The organism is Streptomonospora nanhaiensis, from assembly GCF_026642255.1.
Classification (GTDB): domain Bacteria; phylum Actinomycetota; class Actinomycetes; order Streptosporangiales; family Streptosporangiaceae; genus Nocardiopsis; species Nocardiopsis tropica.
The window spans coordinates 1,423,204-1,443,054 of sequence record NZ_CP113264.1; the positions used below are offsets into that span (position 1 = coordinate 1,423,204).

Sequence of the window (19,851 nt, forward strand, 5' to 3'; positions counted from 1 at the left end):
CTGGACCGGGGCAGCCCGGTCCACCGCACACGACGTCCGGAGGTTGCGCCATGCCAGTCACCAGCAGGGAAGTCCATCTCGTCGCCCGCCCCTCCGGCGAGCCCGAGCCCGCCGACTTCTCCCTCGTCGAGACCGAGGTCGGCGACCCCGGAGCCGGGGAGGTCCTCGTGCGCAACTCGTGGATCTCCGTGGACCCCTACATGCGGGGCCGCATGAACGACGCCAAGTCCTACGTCCCGCCCTACCGCCTCGGCGAGGCGATGGACGGCGGTGCGGTGGGCACCGTGGTCGCCTCCGGCAGCGACGACGTCCCGGTCGGCGCCACGGTCCTGCACTCCGCCGGGTGGCGCGAGTACGCACTCCTGCCCGCCGGGGCTGCGCGCGTGGTCGACCCCGGCCTCGCCCCCGTCGAGAACTACCTCAACGTCCTCGGCATGATCGGCCTCACCGCCTACGCCGGGCTCGTCGAGGTCGCCCCCGTGAAGGAGGGCGACGTGGTGTTCGTCTCGGGAGCCGCGGGAGCGGTCGGCTCGATCGCCGGCCAGATCGCCCGCAAGCTCGGGGCCTCCCGCGTGGTCGGATCGGCGGGCGGCCCGGAGAAGCGGCGCCGGGTCGTCGAGCAGTTCGGCTTCGACGCCGCCATCGACTACCGCGAGGGCGACCTGGAGGGGCAGCTCGCCGAGGCCGCGCCCGACGGGATCGACGTCTACTTCGACAACGTCGGAGGCGCCCACCTGCGGGCGGCCATCGCGGCGATGCGCGACCACGGGCGGATCGCCCTGTGCGGCGCGATCTCCCAGTACAACGCCACCGAGCCCGTCCCGGGGCCGGACAACCTGTTCCTCGCGGTCGGCAAGCGGCTCAACCTGCGCGGGTTCATCGTCGGCGACCACGCCCACCTGGCGGCCGAGTACGCCCGGCTGGCGGCGGGCTGGATCGCGGACGGGGAGCTGCGCACCGAGGAGACCGTGGTCGACGGCATCGACAACGCCGTCCGGGCCTTCCTCGACATGATGCGGGGGGCGAACACCGGCAAGATGCTGGTCCGCCTCGCCGACTGAGCCCTTGCCTGGAGTGCACTCCAGGTTGCCATCATGGGTGACACGCCCCGCAGCCACCACGGACCTCCGTGACCACGGAAAGGCTTCCATGCAGTACGTCACGCTGAACAACGGCCTCACGATGCCGCAACTCGGGTTCGGTGTCTGGCAGGTCGCCGACGACGCGGCCCAGGCCGCCGTCGAGACCGCCCTGGAGAGCGGCTACCGCAGCATCGACACGGCCAAGCTGTACGAGAACGAGGCCGGTACGGGCCGTGCGCTCGCGGCGTCGGGCCTCCCCCGGGAGGAGTTGTTCGTCACCACCAAGCTGTGGAACGACGACCAGGGGTACGACAACGCGCTCAAGGCCTTCGACGCCAGCCTCGACCGGCTCGGCCTGGACTACGTCGACCTGTACCTCATCCACTGGCCGGCGCCGGCGAGGGGCGCCTACGTCGAGACCTGGAAGGCCCTGGAGCGCATCCACTCCGAGGGGCGGGCCAAGGCCGTCGGGGTGTCCAACTTCACCGCCGCGACCCTGGACCGCGTCGTGGAGGAGGGAGACGTGGTCCCGGCCGTCAACCAGATCGAGCTGCACCCCTACTTCTCCCAGGAGGCCATGCGGGCGGCCAACGCCCGGCACGGCGTCGTCACCGAGGCGTGGAGCCCCCTGGGCCAGGGCAAGGACCTGCTGCAGGACCCCGTGCTCGGCGCGATCGGCGCCGCGCACGGCAAGTCCGCCGCGCAGGCGGTGCTGCGCTGGCACATCCAGAGCGGCAACGTCGTGATCCCCAAGTCCGTGACCCCGTCGCGGATCCGGGAGAACTTCGACGTCTTCGACTTCGAGCTGTCCGGTGACGACATGGACAAGATCGGGTCGCTGAACCGTGACGGCCGGATCGGTCCGGACCCCGACACCCTCGGCTGAGAGCCGTCTCCTCCGGGGCCGTGACCGGGCCCGGGGATGGGATCATCCGACGCTCTCGGGCTGTGGAAACAGCCCGGGAGCGTCTTTCGCGGGACGAAACGGCTGGGGCGTGAAGCAAACGTCTCGCCCTGCGCATGGCCGGAACCGGACGAAACGGTACGCGCGCGCACCACGGCCCACACCCTTCCCAAGGGCCGGTCCGCAAGGGGTATGGACCTGCTGGACGTCTCGGGTCAGGACCTTCGCCGCCCCCGAGTGGCGTGGTGCCGAACAGAGGCGTACAGTCCCTCTGGTGCGCCGGGAAACATACGACGGCGGACACCAGCTCTCCTCTACGCGAAACCAGATCCATGACCGTCGTCCCCCTTCGTGCCGCACGCGTGTACCGCTCGGAGAACGCCGAGCGCTCCGTCCACGCCTGGTGCCACAAAGCCCTGAGCCAGTGGCCCGAACTCGGGCCCCTTCCGCCTGTGGAGACCCGTCTGGGGAGCACTCAGGCCTTTCGCGCCGAAGGCGGTGCCGGCACCCCGGTACTGGTCCTGTCCGGCACCAACTTCAACGCCGCCACCACGGTCCCCGCCGCCCGCGCCCTGTCCGCGGACCGGCCGGTGCTGCTGGTCGACGTCCCCGGACAGCCCGGCCTCAGCTGCAGCCAGCGGGTCGGCGGGACCAGGATCGAGACCTACGGCGCGTGGCTGGACGAGCTCCTGCCCCGGATCACCGACGGGCCCGTCCTGGTGCTGGGACACTCGCGCGGCGCCGCCATCGCGCTCGCCTCGACCCCGTCCCCGCTGGTCGCGGGGATGCTGCTGCTCAACCCCGCGGGGCTCACCGCCGCCGGTGTCAGCTCGGAGTCGATGCGCGCGACGCTGCCCTGGATGATCCACCCCAACGAGCAGACCAGCGGTCGCCTCGTCGAGTTCCTCAGCGGCCCGTCCGCGGAGGAGTGCGCCGAGCGCCGCGCCGAGGCCGAGTGGCTGACCATGGTGGCCCGCTACTGCCGCACGGGCACCACGCCCAACCCGCTCCACGGCGAGCAGTTCCGCGCCTGGGCGGACACGCCGGTCGCCGTGGCGACCGGATCGCACGATCCCTTCTTCTCCCCCGCGCGCCTGCACGGGCCGGCCCGCCGGTTCCTGAACACCGGGGTCCACACGATCGAGGGCGCGGGCCACCTGTCGCTGTACGAGCAGCCCGAGAGGGTGTGCGAGCTGCTGCGCGGGCTCGACGCCTGACCCGCCCCCGTGGCGGCCTTCCGCCGCACACGGGCGCGGCCCCGCCGCCGCGCTCCCGCCCCCCGCGCCAACGCGGCGGGCCGGACGTGTGAGCCGCTTCCGCGTCCCCCGGTTCCGTCCGCCCGTCCTCCGGCGCCGCGCCGCCGAACGGACGGCCCCTCCGCGTGCCTCCGCCGTGCTCCCGGCCGACCTGCGCGGCGCCGTCCTTTCAGGTTTTTCTGGTGTTTTTGATCTAAAAGAGCACAGTGTGGCAGGGATATTTATTTAAAACGGGATTGACGTCATTTCCTATGAAATGGACGTGGGTGAATCTGTCTTTCCCGATGCGTATCCTTGCCCGGGGCCGCTCCGAGAACCCCGGTCCCGCCCGCGCGCCGAAAGCACCCGAAACACCAGAGGGCAGTGCATGTCGAAAAAACTGGCACACGTGCTCGGGCTCGACACGAACCCGACGATCTTCTTCACCTCCGCCGCACTGACCGTCGTCTTCGTGGTGTGCGCCATCGTCTTCACCGACACGGTGGACACCGTCTTCGGCGCCGCCTCGCAATGGATCCTGACCCATCTCGGATGGCTCTACATCCTCGGGGTGACGTCCTTTCTCGCCTTTCTCGTGTGGATCGCGTGCAGCCGCTACGGCGGTGTGCGGCTCGGCCCCCCGGGCAGTGCGCCGGAGTACGGCAACCTCGCCTGGTTCTGCATGCTCTTCGCGGCCGGGATCGGCAGCATCCTCATGTTCTGGGGCGTGGCCGAGTCCATCAGCCACTACGCGGACCCGCCTCAGGGCGACGTCGAGCCGGAGTCGGTGGAGGCGGCCAGGCAGGCCATGGGGTTCACGCTGTACCACTTCGGCCTGCACACCTGGACGATCTTCTGCCTGCCGGCGCTGGCCTTCGCCTACTTCGTGTACCGCAAGGGCCTGCCGTTCCGGGTCAGTTCGGTCTTCCACCCGTTCATCGGCGACCGGATCGACGGTCCGCTGGGAAGGACCGTCGACATCGTCGCGGTCCTCGGCACGCTGTTCGGCGTGGCCGTCACCATCGGCCTGGGGACCATGCAGATCAACAGCGGCCTCAACACGCTGTTCGGCATCGAGGAGAGCCGACTCACGCAGCTGGTCCTGATCGCCGTGGTCACGGCCGTCGCGGTCGCCTCGGTGGCCTCGGGGCTCGACGTCGGGATCAAGTGGCTCTCGCTGCTCAACGTCGTCCTCGCCGTCGCCCTGCTGGTGTTCGTCTTCCTGGCGTCCTCCCCGCTCTACCTGGCGAAGGGCACCATCGAGACCGTCGGCGTGTACCTGGAGCGGCTGGTCCCGCTGTCGTTCTGGAACGACACCTTCGGCAACACCGGCTGGCAGGGCGCCTGGACGGTCTTCTACTGGGCGTGGACCATCACCTGGTCGCCGTTCGTCGGGATCTTCATCGCCCGTATCTCCAAGGGCCGCACCATCCGCGAGTTCGTGCTCGGCGTGCTCGTCCTGCCCACGGCCTTCAGCATCGTGTGGTTCGGCGTCTTCGGCCTGTCGGCCTTCGACATCGAGATGAACCGGGGCGGCGGGCTGGTGCGGGAGGTGGCCGTGGAGCAGGACATACCGGGCGCTCTGTTCGCGTTCCTGGAGCACTTCCCGATGGCCACGTTCGTCTCGGCCGCCTCGATCCTCATCGTGGTCATCTTCTTCACCACGTCCTCGGACTCGGCGTCCCTGGTCGTGGACATGCTGTGCTCGGGCGACGCCGTCACCCCGGTCCGGCAGCGGGTGTTCTGGGGTGTCACCGAGGGCGTGGTCGCCGCGACGGTCCTCACCGCGACGGGCGTGGGCGGCCTGGACGCCCTGCAGCAGACGATCATCGTGTTCGGCCTGCCGTTCTTCGCGATCGGCTTCTTCATGATGGCCGGGCTCGTGCGCTCCCTCCGGGCGGAGGAGGGGGAGGGGGTCCGGCGGGCGCGCGACATCCCGCTCGCCACCCGGGCCCGCCGGATGGCCCGGCGCGACACGAGGGGGGCCGTCCGCGCCCGGGTGCGCCGCGGGGGGACCGGGGCGCGGCGCGGCGGGTGAGCGGATCCGGGCGGGGGTCCCGCCCCGGCGGGCCGGCCGCCGCGCCCCGGGGTCGCGGTCGGCCGGAACCTACGACGGGTCGTCGCGCGGGTCCTGGCCGACGGCCGGCAGGATCACCTCGTCCACGATCCGGGCCACGTACTCCTCGTCGGGGAAGGCCTGGTGGTCCATGCCGTACTTGATCATCATGGCCTCGCCGATGTCGACGGTGAGGGGTGTGACCCGTGCGGGGTCGATCCGGCCCCGCCCGGCGTAGTGCTCGAGCACGGTGCGGGTGAAGCGACCGCCGCGCGCGTCGAACACCTCCTCCGTGAACCGCCTGTACAGGTCGGGGTGGTGCTGCGCCTCGGCGACCACGGCGAACATCGCCTGGCCGCGGGTGCCGTCGACCATGACGCCCCGCAGGAGCATGAGGGCGCGGACGAGGTCGCCCCGCAGGTCGTCGGCCCCGGGCGTGGGCACCTCCTGCGGGAGGGTGTGGTACATCGCGTCGATCAGGATGTCGCCGGGGGTGGGCCAGCGCCGGTACAGGGAGGTCTTCGCGGTACCGGCGCGGCGGGCGACGCCCTCCATGGACAGCCGGGAGAGGCCGACCTCGGCGGCCTCGGCGAGGACCGCCTCGTGGATGGCGTCGAGCAGTTCCCTCCCGCGCCTGCGCGTGGCCCGGGGCGCGTCCGGCCGCGTGCGGTCCCGCGCGCCCCCGCCCCCGGAGGGGGCCTCCTTGTGTCCGCCGGGGCGCTCCCCGGCCCGGTCCCGCGCCGCGTCGTCCGCCAACCCTGCCTCCCCTGGCCGCTTCCGGCCGGGAATCGGTTTCCCAAACAAGAAACGGTGTCGTATCTTAAAAACGTCGTTGGATACGCCATCGTATCCAATCCCCATCCACCTTGCCCCGCCCTGCCCCGTGCGGCGTGAACGGAGCTTCCCGTGTCCCTCCCACCTCCCCCCGGAACCACCGCCTCCGGCGGCGTCCCGCTCAGCCGGCGGTCCCTGGCGCCCGACCTGTCCCGCGGCGTGATGCTGCTGGTGATCGCCATCGTGCACGCCCACATCTTCCAGGAGATGGTCGGCGGCGACCCGCAGGCGCCGGGTGCGGCGTTCGACGCCGCCACCACGGTCTTCGTGATGACGTTCGCCGAGGGGCGCGGCTACCCCATGTTCGCCGCGCTGTTCGGCTACGGGCTCGCCCGGATCCACCTGCGCCGCGTGGCCGAGGGGCAGCCCTGGCCGCGGGTGCGCTCCCTGGTCCGCAGAAGGGGGCGCTGGCTGGTCCTCATCGGGGTCCTGCACACCGTCCTGCTCTTCTTCGGTGACATCATCGCCGTCTACGGGCTCATCGCCCTCATGTTCGCCGGGCTCCTCCACGTCGGCGACCGGAGGCTGCTCGCCCACGGGTTCACCTGGATGGCCCTCGGCACGCTGGTCTACGCCTTCCTCAACACCCTCCCCTCCTTCACCGACCCCGCCGCCGGGGGAGGGGTCCTCACCGGGAGCCCGCTGGCGGACATGGTGACACGGCTGTTCACGTGGCCGGTCATGACCCCGATGCTCCTGATGACGTCGGTGTTCCCGTTCGCCGTGGGGGTGTGGGCGGCCCGCCGCCGCGTCATGGAGGAGCCCGGTCTCCACCTCGGCCTGCTGCGCCGGAGCGCCTTCGCCGGCATCCCCGTCGCCGTTCTGGGGGGACTGCCGTACGGCCTGGCCTCGGCCGGGCTGTGGGAGACCGCCGGCGCGGCCGAGACCGCTCTCGCCTGGCTGCACCTGCTCACCGGCTACGCGGGCGGCTTCGGCTACGCGGCGCTCATCGCCCTGCTCGCGGTCCGCCTCGGAGACCGGCGGGGCCCGGTGGTCCGGGCACTGGCGGCCACCGGCCAGCGCTCGATGACGTGCTACCTCCTGCAGTCGGTGGGGTGGTCCGTGCTGTTCGCGCCGTACGCGCTCGGCCTGGCGTCGGATCTCTCCGAGCTCGGCTCGGTCCTGGTCGGCGCGGCCGTCTGGCTGGCCACCGTGGTGATCGCCGACGTCATGCGGCGCACGGGGGCGCGCGGACCCGCAGAACGCCTCCTGCGGTGGGGCACCTACCGGGAGCCCCGCTCCGGCTCCGCGACCGTGACGGCGCAGGCGCGCTCCGGCGGCTGAGCACGGCTCGCGTCCGCCGCGGGAAAACCCGTGGAGGCCGCCGGTCGGGGTGCACGATGATGGTCCGATGACCACTTCCGACGACGAGCGCTTCCTCGCCGCCACCGCCGACCGGCTCGCCTCCCTCCCCGCCGTGCGGGCCGTCGCCCTCGGAGGCTCCAGGGCCCAGGGCTCCCACCGGCCCGACAGCGACTGGGACCTGGCCCTCTACTACCGGGGCCGGTTCGACCCGCAGGACCTGCGGGACACGGGCTGGCCCGGCGAGGTCTCGGAGCTCGGGGACTGGGGCGGCGGCGTCTTCAACGGCGGAGCCTGGCTGCGGATCGACGGACGGGCCGTGGACGTGCACTACCGCGACCTCGACGTCGTCGAACACGAGCTCGCCGAGGCGGGCGCGGGCCGGTTCCGGGTGGAGCCGCTCATGTTCCACCTGGTCGGCATCCCCAGCTACCTCGTCGTCGCCGAACTCGCGATCGGCCGCGTCCTCGTCGGGGACCTGCCCCGGCCCGACTACCCCGAGGCGCTGCGCCGGTCCGCGCCACCGGTCTGGCGCGGTCTGGCCTCCGCCACCCTGGCCTACGCCGAGCGCAACCACGCGCCCCGCGGCAGGGTCGCCCAGACCGCGGGCCTGGTCGCCCAGGCGGCCTCCCACACGGCGCACGCGGTACTGGCCGGCCGGGGGGAGTGGGTCACCAACGACAAGGAGCTCCTGGCCCGGGCGGGTCTGGAGGAGGTGGACCTCGTGGTGGCGGGGATGACGGCCGACCCCCAGGACCTCGTCGCGGGGGTGGCGGAGGCCGGCCGGATCCTCGCGACGGCCTGAGGCGGGGGGCGGCCGCGGCCGGCCCCCGCCGCGGGGTCACGCGCCCGGCCTCCGCCCGGGGGAGGCCTCCCCGCCGCGCGCTCCGCGCCGGGAGGCGGTCACCACCAGCGTCAGCACGCCCGCGACCAGGCCCCAGAACGCCGACCCCACCCCGAGCAGCGTGAACCCGGACGCCGTCGCCAGGAACGTCACCACCGCCGCCTCCCGGGACCGTTCGTCCGACAGCGCGGACGCCAGGGACCCCCCGATCGTCCCGAGCAGGCCGATCCCCGCGATCCCCAGGACCAGGGTGGCGGGCAGGGCGGCCAGCAGGGACGCCACCGTCGCCCCGAACACGCCGACGCACAGGTAGAAGACCCCCGCCCACACCCCCGCGAGGTAGCGGCGTTCCGGGTCGGGATGGGCCTGCGGACCGGTGCAGATGGCCGCGGTGATCGCCGCCAGGTTCATCCCGAAGCACCCGAACGGGGCCAGCACCATGTTGGTGGCCCCGGTCCATCCGATCACGGGGGAGACCGGTACCCGGTAGCCGTCGCCGCGCAGGACCGCCACCCCGGGCAGGTTCTGGGACGCCATGGTCACCACGAACAGCGGCACTCCCACGCTCACCAGCACCTGCCACGAGAACTCGGGCACCACGAACACCGGAGCGGCGAGCGCGGGCCGCACCCCGCCCAGGTCCAGGGTCCCCCGTGCGGCGGCGGCCGCCGCGCCCGCGGCCAGGGACAGGATCACGGCGTAGCGCGGCAGCCACCGCCGGGACAGCAGGTACGCCGCGAACATCGCGGCCACCACCGCGAAGTCGTCCTCCATGCTCGTGAAGAGGCCGACCCCGAACTGGAGCAGGACCCCGGCCAGCAGCCCCGCCGCGAGCGGGACGGGGACCCGGTCCATCACCCTCTCGAACCAGCCGGTGACCCCGCTCAGGGTGATCAGGGCGGCCGAGAACAGGAACGCCCCGACGGCCTGCGCCATCGTCACCCCGTCCAGGCCCACCGCCAGCAGCGCCGCGCCCGGCGTGGACCACGCGGTGACCACGGGGGCCCGGTAGCGCAGCGACAGCCCCACACAGGTCACCGCCATGCCCACGCCCAGGGCGAGCATCCACGAGGCGATCTCCCCGGAGGACGCCCCGGCGGCCTCGGCGGCGGTGAACACGATCGCCGCCGAGCTGGTCACCCCGACCAGGACGGCGATCAGACCGGCGGCGACCGCGGGGACGGGGGCGACGCTTCCGATGCGGCGGGCGAGGGTTCTCATGGTCGACCATCCTGCCCGGCCGCCGTCCCGGGGCTGACTCCGGGGCGGGAGGAGGGCGGGGCCCGCCGCCGGGCGGCGACCGAAACCGGGTGGCCGCGGACGGGGCCGCCGGGGACGATGGACCCATGGAACGATCATTCGACGAACTCGTGGCCGAGGCCGAGGCCGAGCCCACGGAGGGCTGGGACTTCTCGTGGCTGGACGGCCGGGCCACCGAACAGCGCCCCTCCTGGGGCTATCAGCGCACGATGGGGGAGCGCATGGCCTGCGCCTCCGCCGCCCTCGACATCGATACCGGGGGAGGCGAGGTGCTGGCCGGTGTCCCCGAACTCCCCAGGACGGCGGTGGCGACCGAGTCCTGGCCGCCCAACGTCGCCGCGGCCACCCGGCTGCTCCACCCGCGGGGCGTCGCGGTGGTCGCGACCGAGGACGGCCGCCCGCTGCCGTTCGCGGACGGCGCGTTCGACCTGGTGGTCTCCCGGCACCCCGTCGCCACGTGGTGGGAGGAGATCGCCCGCGTGCTCGCCCCCGGCGGCACCTACCTCTCCCAGCAGGTGGGGCCGGAGAGCGTGTTCGAGGTGGTGGAGTTCTTCCTGGGACCGCGCCCGGAGGAGGACCGCCGGTCCCGGCACCCGGACGACGCGCGCGAGGCGGCCAGGGCGGCCGGGCTCGACGTCGTCGACCTGCGCCTGGAACGGCTGCGCACGGAGTTCTTCGACGTCGGCGCGGTCGTCTACTTCCTGCGCAAGGTGATCTGGATGGTGCCGGGGTTCACCGTCGACGCCTACCGGGAACGGCTCCTGGACATGCACGAGCACATCCGGCGCGAGAGGGCGTTCACGGCGACCACGACCCGCTTCCTCGTCGAGGCCCGAAAGCCCCGGGGCTGAGGCCGCCCGCCGGCGGACCGGCCCCCGCGACCGCGGTCCGGCGCGGAGGGCCGGTCCGGGGACTCAGGCGCCGGCCCTGACGTGCTGGACGACCTCGAACCCCCAGATCTCGCTGCCGGTCGCGGCCGGTCCGCCCTGCCCGTGCCCGTGTCCTTTCGCCTCGCCGCTCCGACCCGCGTCGGCGGCGGCCTGGGCGTGCCCGTGCTTGAACGCCTGGCCGCCCACCCAGTTCTGGAAGTCCTCCTCGGAGCGCCAACGGGTGTACACCAGGTACTTGTCGGTGCCCTCGACCGGGCGCAGGAGCTGGAACTCCTCGAACCCCGGCTGGTTCTCCACCAGCCCGGCCCGCTTGGCGAAGCGCTCCTCCAGTGTGGCCCCGGCACCCTCGGGGACGGTCAGGACGTTGAACTTGACGACGCTGCTCACGCGGCACCTCTCCACCGTTGACTTCGACCTTCACCGCCCAACCTAGGGCACCCCCCTCCCCGGCGCCGGTCGGCCCCGCGGCAACAGCCGACCGCGTCCCGCCCCCCCGGACACCCGGAGCGGGTCAGCCGAGAACCACCCGCCCCGAGGCGTCCACGCTCCACCCCGGGTTGTGCGCGACCTCCCACACCACCCCGTTGGGGTCCCGGACGTGCGCGTGGAAGATGCCCCCGAACTCGCCCCGCCGCGGGCTCTTGAGCACGGTCCCGCCCGCCGCGGCCATCGCGTCCACGGTCCGCCCGACCTCCTCGGGGCCGTCGACGTTGTGCGACAGGGTCACCCCCGACAGCCCCGACGTCCCGGGCGGCAGTCCCAGGTCCCGGTCGAACTTCTCCGCGTCGAAGAGGCCCAGCACCTGCCCGGGCGCGACCTGGAAGAAGACGATCTCGTCCGGGACGTCCATGAGCGGCTCCCAGCCGAGTCCGTCACGGTAGAAGCGGCGGGCCGCGTCCAGGTCGGGGGTGGCGAGCGTGACGAAGTGGACCTGCTGCCTCATGGCGTGCTCCTCGGATCTCGGTCGCGGGCTCCCCATCCTCGCGGATGCCGGCGCCGCGTCCCGTGCGCCCCGCCCGGTCGCGCTCCGGTACGGCGGGACGACCGCCTACAGTCCGTGCTTGCGGGCGACCACGGCGAGGACGAGCGAGCGGGGGAAGAGCCTGCGCAGCGCGAACACCACCGGCGCGTTGCTGCCGACCGCGTACAGGGGCCGCGGCGGGTCCGCCTCGATCGCCCGCACGACGGTCCGGGCGACCCGGCCCGCGGAGATCCCGGCCGACTCGTTGGCGTCGAGTGCGGTGAGCATGGTGCGGTACTCGCCCGCGAACGGGGAACCGTCGCGCAGGTACTGGGTCCGCCGCTCGCTGATACCGGTGTTGATCGACCCCGGTTCCACCGTGGCCACCCCCACCCCGAACGGGGACACCTCGCGGCGCAGGGCGTCGGCGAACCCCTTGACCGCCGCCTTCGACGCGACGTAGGACGACCGGTACGCCAGGGGGAAGCTCGCCAGCATCGACCCCACCATGACCACCCGGCCGTACCCGCGCCCGCGCATCCCCGGGAGGAGGAGCTGGGTGAGCCGCACGGCCCCGAACACGTTGATCCGGAACAGCCTCTCCACGGCGTCCGGGGGCAACTCCTCGAACGGGCCGCTCTGGCTCTCACCGGCGTTGTTGACCAGCACGTCCACGTCGCCGGCGGCGGAGGCGCACGCCTCGACCGACGCCTCGTCGGCCAGGTCCAGGGCCAGGTACTCCACGCCCGGCACCGGCTCGGCCACCGACCCGGGTCTGCGGCTGGTGCCGTACACGCGGTAGCCGCGCCGGACCAGTGCGGCGGCCACGGCCGCGCCGATACCCGACGACGCGCCGGTGACGAGCGCGGTCCGCTGGACGGTGGGACGGTTCATGGTGGTCCTTCCGGGAGGGGTCGGCGCGCTCGCGCCGCGCGTGTGAGCGATGATCGCACGGAGCACCGCGACCGGCCGGTCCAGCCCTCCCCGGCGCCCGCGTCAGTCCCAGCGGTGCGGGTCGAACAGGCCGATCGGCAGGTCGGTCCGGCCGTCCCCGGCCAGGTCGGCCAGGGCCTCGCCGACGGCGGACGCGAACTTGTAGCCGTGCCCGGAGAAGCCCCCGGCGAGCACCAGCCCGGGAAGCTCCCTGCGGTGGCCGATGACGAAGTGCTCGTCCGACGTCATCGTGTACATGCAGGAGGCCATGCGCTCGGGAAGGGCCTCGACGCCGTGCAGCCCCGAGGTCAGCTCGCCGAGCCTGCGGGCGTCGGCGGGGCCGGGCTCGCGCGGCCCCGCGTCCGGGTCCACCGGCTCACCCCACTGCGCCCCCTCGCGCCTCGGGCCGGGGGCCTCGGCGTGCACGCCGATCTTGACGGTCCGGCCCCCGTCCAGGCTGGGGAACCCGTACCAGGTGCAGTCGTCCCCGTCCCGGGCGAACACCGGACCGGCCACGTGCGCGGCTGGGTCGCCCGTGGTGCGGAACCAGCCCAGCACCCGCCGCTCGACCGTGATCCCCCCGCCCAGGCCGGCCACCTCGGGCACCAGTGAGGGGAGCCACGCGCCGGCGGTGACGACGACCCTCCGGGCGCGGATCACCGTGTCGCCCACCACCACGCGGGGCCGGTCCGGATCCGGTTCGATCCGGGTCGCCACGGCCCCGGTGAGCACCCGTGCCCCCGCCGCCCCGGCGAGCCGGACGGCCGCCAGGATCGACGCCTCGGGCAGGACCACGCCGGCGTCCTCCTCGAACACGCCGACCTCGCCCGTGCGCAGCCGGTGGCCGGGGAAGCGGGTGCGGACCTCGTCGGCGGAGAGCAGCTCGCAGGAGAGTCCGTGGTGCCGGGCCGCGGCCAGCGACCCGGCGACGGCGGCACTGTCCGGCGCGCCGGCCATCAGTGCCCCGGTGCGCAGCACGAGCCGTTCCCCGGACGCCTCCTCCAGCTCCGACCAGGCACGCCAGGCCGCTCGGACGAACGGCACGTACTCGGCGCCCTCCAGGTAGGCGGTGCGGATGATGCGGGACTCCCCGTGGCTGGAACCCCGGTCGTGGCCGGGGGAGAACTGCTCCACCCCGACGGCGTCGACGCCGGACCGGGCCAGGCGCCACAGGGCCTGCGCCCCCATCGCCCCCAGGCCGACCACGACGGTGTCGGTCTCCAGCAGGTTCGCCACGCGGTTCCTCCCCGATCCGGTTCCTGGCCTCCAGGGGAAGGCCCCGGCCCATGATCCCAGGCCGTGGCGGACGCCCGCCCACCCCCTGGGTGGACGGGCGCCCTGTTCGGCGGTCCCCCTCGGCGCGCCGGGGGAGAGGGGCGGGATCAGTTCAGCGGCGGGTAGGCGTTGTCCAGCAGCTCCTGGAACTGGGCCGAGAACCAGTGGCCCGAGATCGGGGCGTCGGCCAGCGCGCCGCTCATGTTGTACCCGTTGCGGGGGTTGCCCTCATAGGTCGGGTCGCACATGCGGTCGAAGCCCTTGCCCTCGGGGTTGGGGATGAACTCGCTGGAGCCGTCGGACTCGCCCGGGGGCTTCATCCACACATAGGCGTCGATGCCCGGCTCGGGGGAGGCCTGCGGGCGCTCGCCCAGCCCCGCGCCCGACTGGTTGCACCAGTTGCCCGACTGGATCCGCCGGTCGTAGCGGCCCCCGTCCACGTAGGCGTCCACACTGGTCTCGGGGCCGGGGCCCGTGGGGCGGTCCGGTCCGCCCCAGCCGTTGCGGGAGGTGTCGATCAGCATCCCGATGTCGGAGGCGAACCCCTGCGAGACCAGCTCCTCGCGCAGCGCCTGGGAGAAGGACAGCTCGTCGGTGAACTGGTTCCAGTCCACCCACTGCGACTGGCGCACCGGCGTTCCGGCCACCGTCTGGCCGATCGAGAAGTTGTCCTCGACCAGCGCCGAGTAGTTGGCCGTGTTCGCGATGAACCCGTGCACGTCGTCCGGCGAAGCGCCGGCGGTGTTGGCCGCCTCGTAGAACAGCGCCGCCGAGGCCGAGAAGTTGTCGGCCCAGCCGATCCACCCGTGGTGGCCCGCGTCCACGTAGTTGTAGACGTTGTCGATCGCGCCCAGCTGCGCCAGGGCGTAGCCCACGCCCTCCACGTAGTTGCCGTTGGCCAGCATCTCGTCGCACTCGGGCGTGGCCGTCTCGCGCGGGGACACGTTCGTGACCAGGTTGGGCAGCGAGTCGATCTCCACCGTCGTCACGATCCGCAGGTCCGCGTAGGCCGGGTCGGCCAGGATCTCCGCGATCGGGTCGATGTACTCGTGCTTGTAGCGGTCGATCTCGTCCGGGCCCAGCTCGCCGTTGGAGGCCAGCGCCGCGCAGTCGCGGCCGGGCAGGTTGTAGATCACCACCTGGAAGACCATCGGCTCGCCCGCGGCCTGGGCCACCGCCTCGTCCAGGTGCTCGCGCAGGCCCATCGACCCGGTGGTGGGGCTGTCGTTGCCCTCGATCGCGCTGATCTGGTCCAGCCACACACCCGTGGGCTGGTCGGAGATCGCGTCCCCGCCGGGCTCGGCGGCGGCGTTGGCCGACCAGATCGGGTTCACGTACACATCCGCGCCCTCATACGGATTGTCCACGCGTTCGGCGGCGGAGGAGGCACTGGTGGCGGCGACCGTGAGAGAGGCGGTAAGTGCCAGTCCGGCAGCGGTGGCGAGGCCGCGCCGTGCCCACGGAGTTCGTTGCTTGTCGCGGGGGGAATTTCTCATGGTGTTTTTCTTCCTCATGGGGAGCGGGTGACCAGAAGGAGTGTGCGGCTCGCCGGGCGCGTCACGGCGCCCGGCGGACCGGCGGGTGGGGAGAGGTGGTGTTCATGGTGGTGAGCGGGGCATGGGCGGGCCTGAGATCCGGGGTAAGGCTGGCGGTTGATCGTCCGTGTTTCTCCTGGGAAAAGGTGGGAGAAACGGGGGGATGGTGACCGGAAGGGGGGTGGGAGCGCTCCCAGTCGTAAGCGGGAATGGTGGGTGGCGTTGTCTGGACAAGGGGTGCGAAGGGCGTTCCGTATGTGGTTACGGGGGGTGACTATTTCGGAACGCTTTTCAGAACCGTAGCTCTCCAATGGTGATATGTAAACACCAAATGTCCACGGGGTTTCTGGGACGCTGTCCCCGTTCGGTGAATGGCCAGGTGGTGATCTGGTTCACAACTGTTCAGTAATAACCAGGGGTTTCCAGGAGATCACGCAGAGCAGGCCGACGGCTGCCGCCGCGAGCCAGAACGGGGCCAACAGGCCCACACCCTCCGCGACGAGCCCGCCCAGCACCGCGCCCAGGGCGGCCCCGCCGAGGTCGGCCAGCCGGTACACGCCTCCCACACGGCCCAGCAGGCGGTCCGGGATGAGCAGCTGGCGGACGGTCGTGGCGGCCGTCCCCCACACCACGGCGTGGACCCCGAACACGACCATGACGGCGCCGGCCGCCAGGGGGTTCGTGGTGAGTGCCAGGGCCGGGTAGGTGAGGGCCTCCACCGCGAGGCCCCAGCGGAGCAGGGAGGTCCGGCCCACTCGGCGCTCCAGCCACCCGTACGCCCGGGAGCCCGCGATGCCGCCCACGGCTCCCGCCGCCACGAACAGCCCGAAGCCCGCTTCGGACAGCCCCAGGTGCTCCCGTGCGTAGAGCACCCAGACCGCGAAGGCGCCGACACCCGCCAGGTTCATCACCAGGATGCAGCCGCACAGTACGCGGAGCCCGGGTGAGCCGAGGACGAACGACAGGCCCTCGCGGACCTCCTGCCGCAGCGTGGTCCGCGGCGGGGGAGGGGAGCCGGGGCGGCCCCGTCCGGAGGCGGTGGCAGGACCGGTGCCATCCGCAGGAGGACCACCACCGCCAGCAGGTGGGCGAGGGCGTCGAAGCCGAAGGGGAGCGACCACGCCACGGCGAACATCAGTGCGCCCAGGGGCGGGCCGAGCAGCTGGTTGTTGAGCGAGAACGTCAGGGCGAGCCGCGCGTTGGCCCTGCCCAGCGAGTCGCGGTGGACAACGGACGGCACCAGGGAGCCGTACGCGGTGTCGGCGAGGGACTCGCCGACACCCAGGGCGAACAGGGCCGGGTAGAGCGGCCACACACTCGTGCCGCCGGAGAGGAGTGCGGCGGCGAGCAGGGCGAGCACGGTGCAGCGGGCGAGGTTCGCCGCGAGGAGCACGCTGCGGCGGGGCCACCGGTCGACCAGGGCGCCCGAGGCCGGTGAGAAGAGGAGGTGGGGCAGGAGCTGGGCCGCCGAGGCGGCGACGGCGACCGGGGAGGAGGTCAGGGACGCGACGAGCAGCGGTCCCGCGGCGGCGAGGGCGCCGTCCCCGAGGTTGGTCAGGGCCGAGGCCCACCACAGGCGCGTGAACGCGGGGCCGAGGCGGGGTCGGTCCGGGCGGCCTCGTTCCGCGCCACCGCAACCCCCGGAGGAGCTCGGATCCACAGGTTTTCCGGCGCTCCGTTTCGGGTCTGCTCCGGTGGGTAACACACCGATTGGGAGCGCTCCCGTCGATCGGCTGGTCCAGCCGACAACGATGGAGAACGCAATGAACGGCAAGACCCACGAGACCAACGGCAACTCCCGCTGGTTCGGACGCGCACTCGTGCTGGCGTCCGTCCCCCTGCTCGGGCTGACCGCGCTGGCCGCGCCCGCGTCGGCGCACGGCTCGGTCGTCGACCCCGCCTCCCGCAACTACGGCTGCTTCGAGCGCTGGGGGGACGACTTCCAGAACCCCGCCATGGAGCAGGAAGACCCCATGTGCTGGCAGGCGTGGCAGGACAACCCCAACGCCATGTGGAACTGGAACGGCCTCTACCGCGACAACGTCGGCGGGGACCACCAGGGCCAGGTCCCGGACGGGACCCTGTGCAGCGGCGGGAACACCGAGGGGGGTCGCTACGACTCGATGGACACCCCCGGGGCGTGGCGGACCACCGACGTCGCCGACGACTTCACCATCCACCTGTACGACCAGGCCTCGCACGGCGCGGACTACTTCCAGGTCTACGTCACCGAGCAGGGCTTCGACCCGGCCACGCAGTCCCTGGCATGGGACGACCTCGAACTGGTGGAGGAGACCGGGTCCTACCCGCCCGGAAACGACTACCTGATCGACGTCAGCACGTCGGGCCGCACCGGCGACCACGTCGTCTTCACGATCTGGAAGGCCTCGCACGCCGACCAGGTGTACTACCTGTGCAGTGACGTCACCTTCGGCTGACCGCTCCCGCGCCGGGGGCGGCGGCCGGTCGGGGCCCGGGGGCCGTCGGCCCCCGGCGCTCCGGCCCGCGGCCGCCGTCCCCGGAGGTCGTCCCCCCGCGCCGGACGGGGCCCGACCACCGTGGGACCCCCGACCGCCCGGGCCCGTCGTACCCGCCTCCGACCGGGGCCGGGCGCCCGGCCCCGCCGGGCGGCCTCTCCGGCACTCGGCCGCCCGGCGGTCCGGCCCGCGGCGCGGGGCCTCAAGCGCCGATGTAGCGGAGCACCGCCAGGACGCGGCGGCTGTACCCCGCGGTGTCACCGAGGTCCAGCTTGTCGAAGATCGCGTTCGCGTGCTTCTCGACCGCGCTCTGCGACACGAACAGCCGCGCGGCGATCGCCGGATTGGTGTGCCCCTGCGCCATCAGGTCCATCACGTCCCGCTCACGGCCGGTCAGGCGCCCCTGGGGGTCCTGGCGGCTGCTTCCCGCCAGCAGCTGCCGTACGACCTCCGGGTCGAAGGCGGCGCCGCCCCCGCCCACCCTGACCAGGGCCTCCAGGAACTCGTCCACCTCCACCACCCGGTCCTTGAGCAGGTACCCCACCCCGGTGGTGTTCTCGCTGAACAGGCGGGTGGCGTAGCGCTTCTCCACGTACTGCGAGAGCACGAGCACGCCCACGCCGGGCCGTTCCCGCCGGATGCGCACCGCCGCGCGCAGCCCCTCGTCGGTATGGGTGGGCGGCATGCGCACGTCCACCACCGCGACGTCGGGGGCCTCCTCCGCGACAGCGGCCAGCAGGGAGTCCGCGTCGCCGACCGACGCGATGACCCGGTGCCCCTCGTCCTCCAGGAGCCGCACGAGTCCCTCACGCAGCAGGGCCGAGTCCTCGGCCACGATCACCCGCACGGGACCTCCGCGGTGACCGTCGTCGGCCCGCCGGCCGGGCTGTCCACGGACAGCCTGCCGTCGAGCGCCTCCACACGGCCGGCCAGGCCCGTCAGCCCCGTCCCCGAGGGGTCGGCCCCACCCGCCCCGTCGTCCCTCACCCGCACCACCACCGACCTCGTCCCCCCGTCGTCCCTCTCCCACACCCGTATGTCCACGCGCCGCGCCCCGGCGTGCTTGACCGCGTTGGTCACCGCCTCGGCGACCACGAAGTAGGCCGCCGTCTCCACCGCCGGGGGCGGGGCCGCCGACAGGCGGTACTCCAGGTCGATCGGCAGGGCCGACCGTCCCACCAGGCCGTGGAGCGCCGCACGCAGTCCCTCCTCCGCCAGGGCGGCCGGATAGACCCGCCAGGCGACCTCCTTCAGGTCGCGCAGCGCGTTCCGGGTCTCCTCGTACGCCTGCTCGACCAGGGCCCGGCCCTTCTCCGAGCCCGGGTCGCGCCGCGCGCGGCCCAGGGCCATGCCCAGAAGGACCAGCCGCTGCTGGACGCCGTCGTGCAGATCGCGTTCGATCCGGCGGCGCTCCTCGTCCACGGCCGTGACGACCCCGGCCCGGGTCGCGACCAGCACCCCGATCCGCTCCTCCATGAGGTCCTGGCGGCTGGGGCCGAGCAGCCGGCGTGCCAGCCAGCCCTCCGTGCCCACCAGGCCCACGGTCCCCTGCGCGCTCAGGTAGACGAGCGCCAGGCCGACGGGCACGATCCCCGGATCGTTCCCGTCGAGCACCTCCAGCGGGGACGCCGCCAGGTAGAGGCCCGCGGGGAGGAACGCCAGCACCAGTCCGCCGAAGAGTCCCACGGGGCAGCGGGCCGCCAGATAGGCCAGGGAGCGGGCCGTCCCGGGCCGGCCGACGATCTCGACGCCGAACAGCGCCGCCAGGCGCCGCCGCTCCAGGGCGACCAGCGGCCGGACGGCCGCGCCGAGGGCGCCGGCCGATCGGGTCCGGGCCGCGGGCCGCGCGAGGAACGGCAGGACAGCGACGGAGGCCGCGAGGAGGAGGGCGAGGAGGACCGCGGCGGCCCCGGCCGTCGCCGTGCCGGCGGCGGCGCCCGCGAGGGCCCGGGCCCAACCGTGCCGCCGGGCGCCGTGCCCGTCGGGCCGCGTCCCGTCGTCCGTGGTCACGTCCGTCCTCCCTCTCCCCGCCGGCTCCGGCCCTCGGGAGCGGCGTCCCGGACCGCGGCGCCGCGGTCCGGGAACGCGGTTCTCCACGGGCGCCCGGAGCGCCGGGAGCCCGTTCGGAGAGTAGCGGCCGGTGGGGCGCGCGGGTACTGCGGGACACCGCATGACCGGGGGTGGCGGGTCGCCCAGGCGACCGGGCGGAACCACCCATGGGCCGGGGCCCCGCGGTTCCGTAGCGTTCGTGGGGCCCCGGCCG

18 protein-coding genes and 1 pseudogene are annotated in these 19,851 nt (G+C 73.2%); 8 read left to right on the plus strand and 11 right to left on the minus strand.

Translation table 11 applies throughout. The features are described from left to right. Positions 1-50 precede the first annotated feature (50 nt). The 4 genes from OUQ99_RS06300 (at position 51) to OUQ99_RS06315 (ending at position 5,259) form a co-directional block, all read left to right on the plus strand. On the plus strand, positions 51-1,061 hold the full coding sequence (locus OUQ99_RS06300; RefSeq protein WP_267948490.1) for an NADP-dependent oxidoreductase: 1,011 nt from the start codon (positions 51-53) through the stop codon (positions 1,059-1,061). Positions 1,062-1,149: 88 nt separating this feature from the next. After that, positions 1,150-1,968 (plus strand): aldo/keto reductase, encoded by an 819-nt coding sequence (locus OUQ99_RS06305; protein WP_267948491.1) that lies wholly within the window; start codon positions 1,150-1,152, stop codon positions 1,966-1,968. A gap of 350 nt (positions 1,969-2,318) precedes the next feature. Beyond that, on the plus strand, positions 2,319-3,203 hold the full coding sequence (locus OUQ99_RS06310; protein ID WP_267948492.1) for an alpha/beta fold hydrolase: 885 nt from the start codon (positions 2,319-2,321) through the stop codon (positions 3,201-3,203). A 406-nt stretch (positions 3,204-3,609) separates the two neighbouring features. Then, positions 3,610-5,259, plus strand: coding sequence for a BCCT family transporter (locus OUQ99_RS06315; RefSeq protein WP_267948493.1), 1,650 nt, complete (start codon positions 3,610-3,612; stop codon positions 5,257-5,259). Positions 5,260-5,328: 69 nt separating this feature from the next. Here the strand turns inward: OUQ99_RS06315 and OUQ99_RS06320 are convergent, their stop codons facing one another. Beyond that, the gene (locus tag OUQ99_RS06320; RefSeq protein WP_267950272.1) at positions 5,329-5,898 is read right to left on the minus strand and encodes a TetR/AcrR family transcriptional regulator; all 570 of its coding nucleotides are present in this window, start codon (positions 5,896-5,898) and stop codon (positions 5,329-5,331) included. Between the two features lie 285 nt (positions 5,899-6,183). On the opposite strand from OUQ99_RS06320, the gene OUQ99_RS06325 reads away from it, so the two are divergent. Continuing rightward, complete coding sequence (locus tag OUQ99_RS06325; RefSeq protein WP_267948494.1) at positions 6,184-7,395, plus strand: DUF418 domain-containing protein; 1,212 nt, start codon at positions 6,184-6,186, stop codon at positions 7,393-7,395. A gap of 67 nt (positions 7,396-7,462) precedes the next feature. After that, the gene (locus OUQ99_RS06330; RefSeq protein ID WP_267948495.1) at positions 7,463-8,218 is read left to right on the plus strand and encodes a nucleotidyltransferase domain-containing protein; all 756 of its coding nucleotides are present in this window, start codon (positions 7,463-7,465) and stop codon (positions 8,216-8,218) included. 36 nt (positions 8,219-8,254) lie between these two features. On the opposite strand, the gene OUQ99_RS06335 is transcribed toward OUQ99_RS06330, so the two are convergent. Beyond that, positions 8,255-9,478 carry a benzoate/H(+) symporter BenE family transporter gene (locus tag OUQ99_RS06335; RefSeq protein WP_267948496.1) on the minus strand — a complete coding sequence of 408 codons (1,224 nt, stop codon included), beginning with the start codon at positions 9,476-9,478 and terminating at the stop codon, positions 8,255-8,257. A 125-nt stretch (positions 9,479-9,603) separates the two neighbouring features. Between OUQ99_RS06335 and OUQ99_RS06340 the strand changes: the two genes are divergently transcribed. After that, a complete protein-coding gene (locus OUQ99_RS06340; RefSeq protein ID WP_267948497.1) occupies positions 9,604-10,368 on the plus strand; it encodes a class I SAM-dependent methyltransferase in 765 nt (254 codons plus the stop codon). A 63-nt stretch (positions 10,369-10,431) separates the two neighbouring features. Here the strand turns inward: OUQ99_RS06340 and OUQ99_RS06345 are convergent, their stop codons facing one another. The 7 genes and pseudogenes from OUQ99_RS06345 to OUQ99_RS06375 all read right to left on the minus strand — a co-directional run bounded on the left by OUQ99_RS06345 (position 10,432) and on the right by OUQ99_RS06375 (position 16,771). Beyond that, the gene (locus OUQ99_RS06345; protein ID WP_267948498.1) at positions 10,432-10,794 is read right to left on the minus strand and encodes an antibiotic biosynthesis monooxygenase family protein; all 363 of its coding nucleotides are present in this window, start codon (positions 10,792-10,794) and stop codon (positions 10,432-10,434) included. A gap of 124 nt (positions 10,795-10,918) precedes the next feature. After that, positions 10,919-11,350, minus strand: a complete 432-nt coding sequence (locus OUQ99_RS06350) for a VOC family protein (protein ID WP_267948499.1) — start codon at positions 11,348-11,350, stop codon at positions 10,919-10,921. Between the two features lie 105 nt (positions 11,351-11,455). Then, positions 11,456-12,262, minus strand: coding sequence for an SDR family oxidoreductase (locus OUQ99_RS06355; RefSeq protein WP_267948500.1), 807 nt, complete (start codon positions 12,260-12,262; stop codon positions 11,456-11,458). A 102-nt stretch (positions 12,263-12,364) separates the two neighbouring features. Continuing rightward, on the minus strand, positions 12,365-13,489 hold the full coding sequence (solA, locus tag OUQ99_RS06360; RefSeq protein WP_431061518.1) for an N-methyl-L-tryptophan oxidase: 1,125 nt from the start codon (positions 13,487-13,489) through the stop codon (positions 12,365-12,367). A 194-nt stretch (positions 13,490-13,683) separates the two neighbouring features. Further along, a pseudogene (locus OUQ99_RS06365) lies at positions 13,684-14,949 on the minus strand (glycoside hydrolase family 6 protein); the annotation flags it as partial. Between the two features lie 554 nt (positions 14,950-15,503). Continuing rightward, positions 15,504-16,100, minus strand: coding sequence for an MFS transporter (locus OUQ99_RS06370; protein ID WP_267950273.1), 597 nt, complete (start codon positions 16,098-16,100; stop codon positions 15,504-15,506). Beyond that, complete coding sequence (locus tag OUQ99_RS06375) at positions 16,019-16,771, minus strand: MFS transporter (protein WP_267948502.1); 753 nt, start codon at positions 16,769-16,771, stop codon at positions 16,019-16,021. The genes OUQ99_RS06370 and OUQ99_RS06375 overlap by 82 nt, the downstream gene beginning before the upstream one ends. Positions 16,772-16,874: 103 nt before the next feature. Between OUQ99_RS06375 and OUQ99_RS06380 the strand changes: the two genes are divergently transcribed. After that, complete coding sequence (locus tag OUQ99_RS06380) at positions 16,875-17,549, plus strand: lytic polysaccharide monooxygenase auxiliary activity family 9 protein (RefSeq protein WP_267948503.1); 675 nt, start codon at positions 16,875-16,877, stop codon at positions 17,547-17,549. A gap of 241 nt (positions 17,550-17,790) precedes the next feature. Here the strand turns inward: OUQ99_RS06380 and OUQ99_RS06385 are convergent, their stop codons facing one another. Then, the gene (locus tag OUQ99_RS06385) at positions 17,791-18,435 is read right to left on the minus strand and encodes a response regulator transcription factor (RefSeq protein WP_267948504.1); all 645 of its coding nucleotides are present in this window, start codon (positions 18,433-18,435) and stop codon (positions 17,791-17,793) included. Then, positions 18,426-19,598 (minus strand): sensor histidine kinase, encoded by a 1,173-nt coding sequence (locus OUQ99_RS06390; RefSeq protein ID WP_267948505.1) that lies wholly within the window; start codon positions 19,596-19,598, stop codon positions 18,426-18,428. The genes OUQ99_RS06385 and OUQ99_RS06390 overlap by 10 nt, the downstream gene beginning before the upstream one ends. Positions 19,599-19,851: the final 253 nt, after the last annotated feature.

Excerpts from the sequence above, each read along its gene's own strand:
- OUQ99_RS06315 (WP_267948493.1), top strand. The coding sequence starts at position 3,610 with ATGTCGAAAAAACTGGCACACGTGCTCGGGCTCGACACGAACCCGACG.
- OUQ99_RS06305 (WP_267948491.1), top strand. The coding sequence starts at position 1,150 with ATGCAGTACGTCACGCTGAACAACGGCCTCACGATGCCGCAACTCGGG.
- OUQ99_RS06355 (WP_267948500.1), bottom strand. The coding sequence starts at position 12,262 with ATGAACCGTCCCACCGTCCAGCGGACCGCGCTCGTCACCGGCGCGTCG.
- OUQ99_RS06380 (WP_267948503.1), top strand. The coding sequence starts at position 16,875 with ATGAACGGCAAGACCCACGAGACCAACGGCAACTCCCGCTGGTTCGGA.
- solA (WP_431061518.1), bottom strand. The coding sequence starts at position 13,489 with ATGGGGGCGCAGGCCCTGTGGCGCCTGGCCCGGTCCGGCGTCGACGCC.
- OUQ99_RS06350 (WP_267948499.1), bottom strand. The coding sequence starts at position 11,350 with ATGAGGCAGCAGGTCCACTTCGTCACGCTCGCCACCCCCGACCTGGAC.
- OUQ99_RS06335 (WP_267948496.1), bottom strand. The coding sequence starts at position 9,478 with ATGAGAACCCTCGCCCGCCGCATCGGAAGCGTCGCCCCCGTCCCCGCG.
- OUQ99_RS06310 (WP_267948492.1), top strand. The coding sequence starts at position 2,319 with ATGACCGTCGTCCCCCTTCGTGCCGCACGCGTGTACCGCTCGGAGAAC.
- OUQ99_RS06300 (WP_267948490.1), top strand. The coding sequence starts at position 51 with ATGCCAGTCACCAGCAGGGAAGTCCATCTCGTCGCCCGCCCCTCCGGC.
- OUQ99_RS06330 (WP_267948495.1), top strand. The coding sequence starts at position 7,463 with ATGACCACTTCCGACGACGAGCGCTTCCTCGCCGCCACCGCCGACCGG.
- OUQ99_RS06340 (WP_267948497.1), top strand. The coding sequence starts at position 9,604 with ATGGAACGATCATTCGACGAACTCGTGGCCGAGGCCGAGGCCGAGCCC.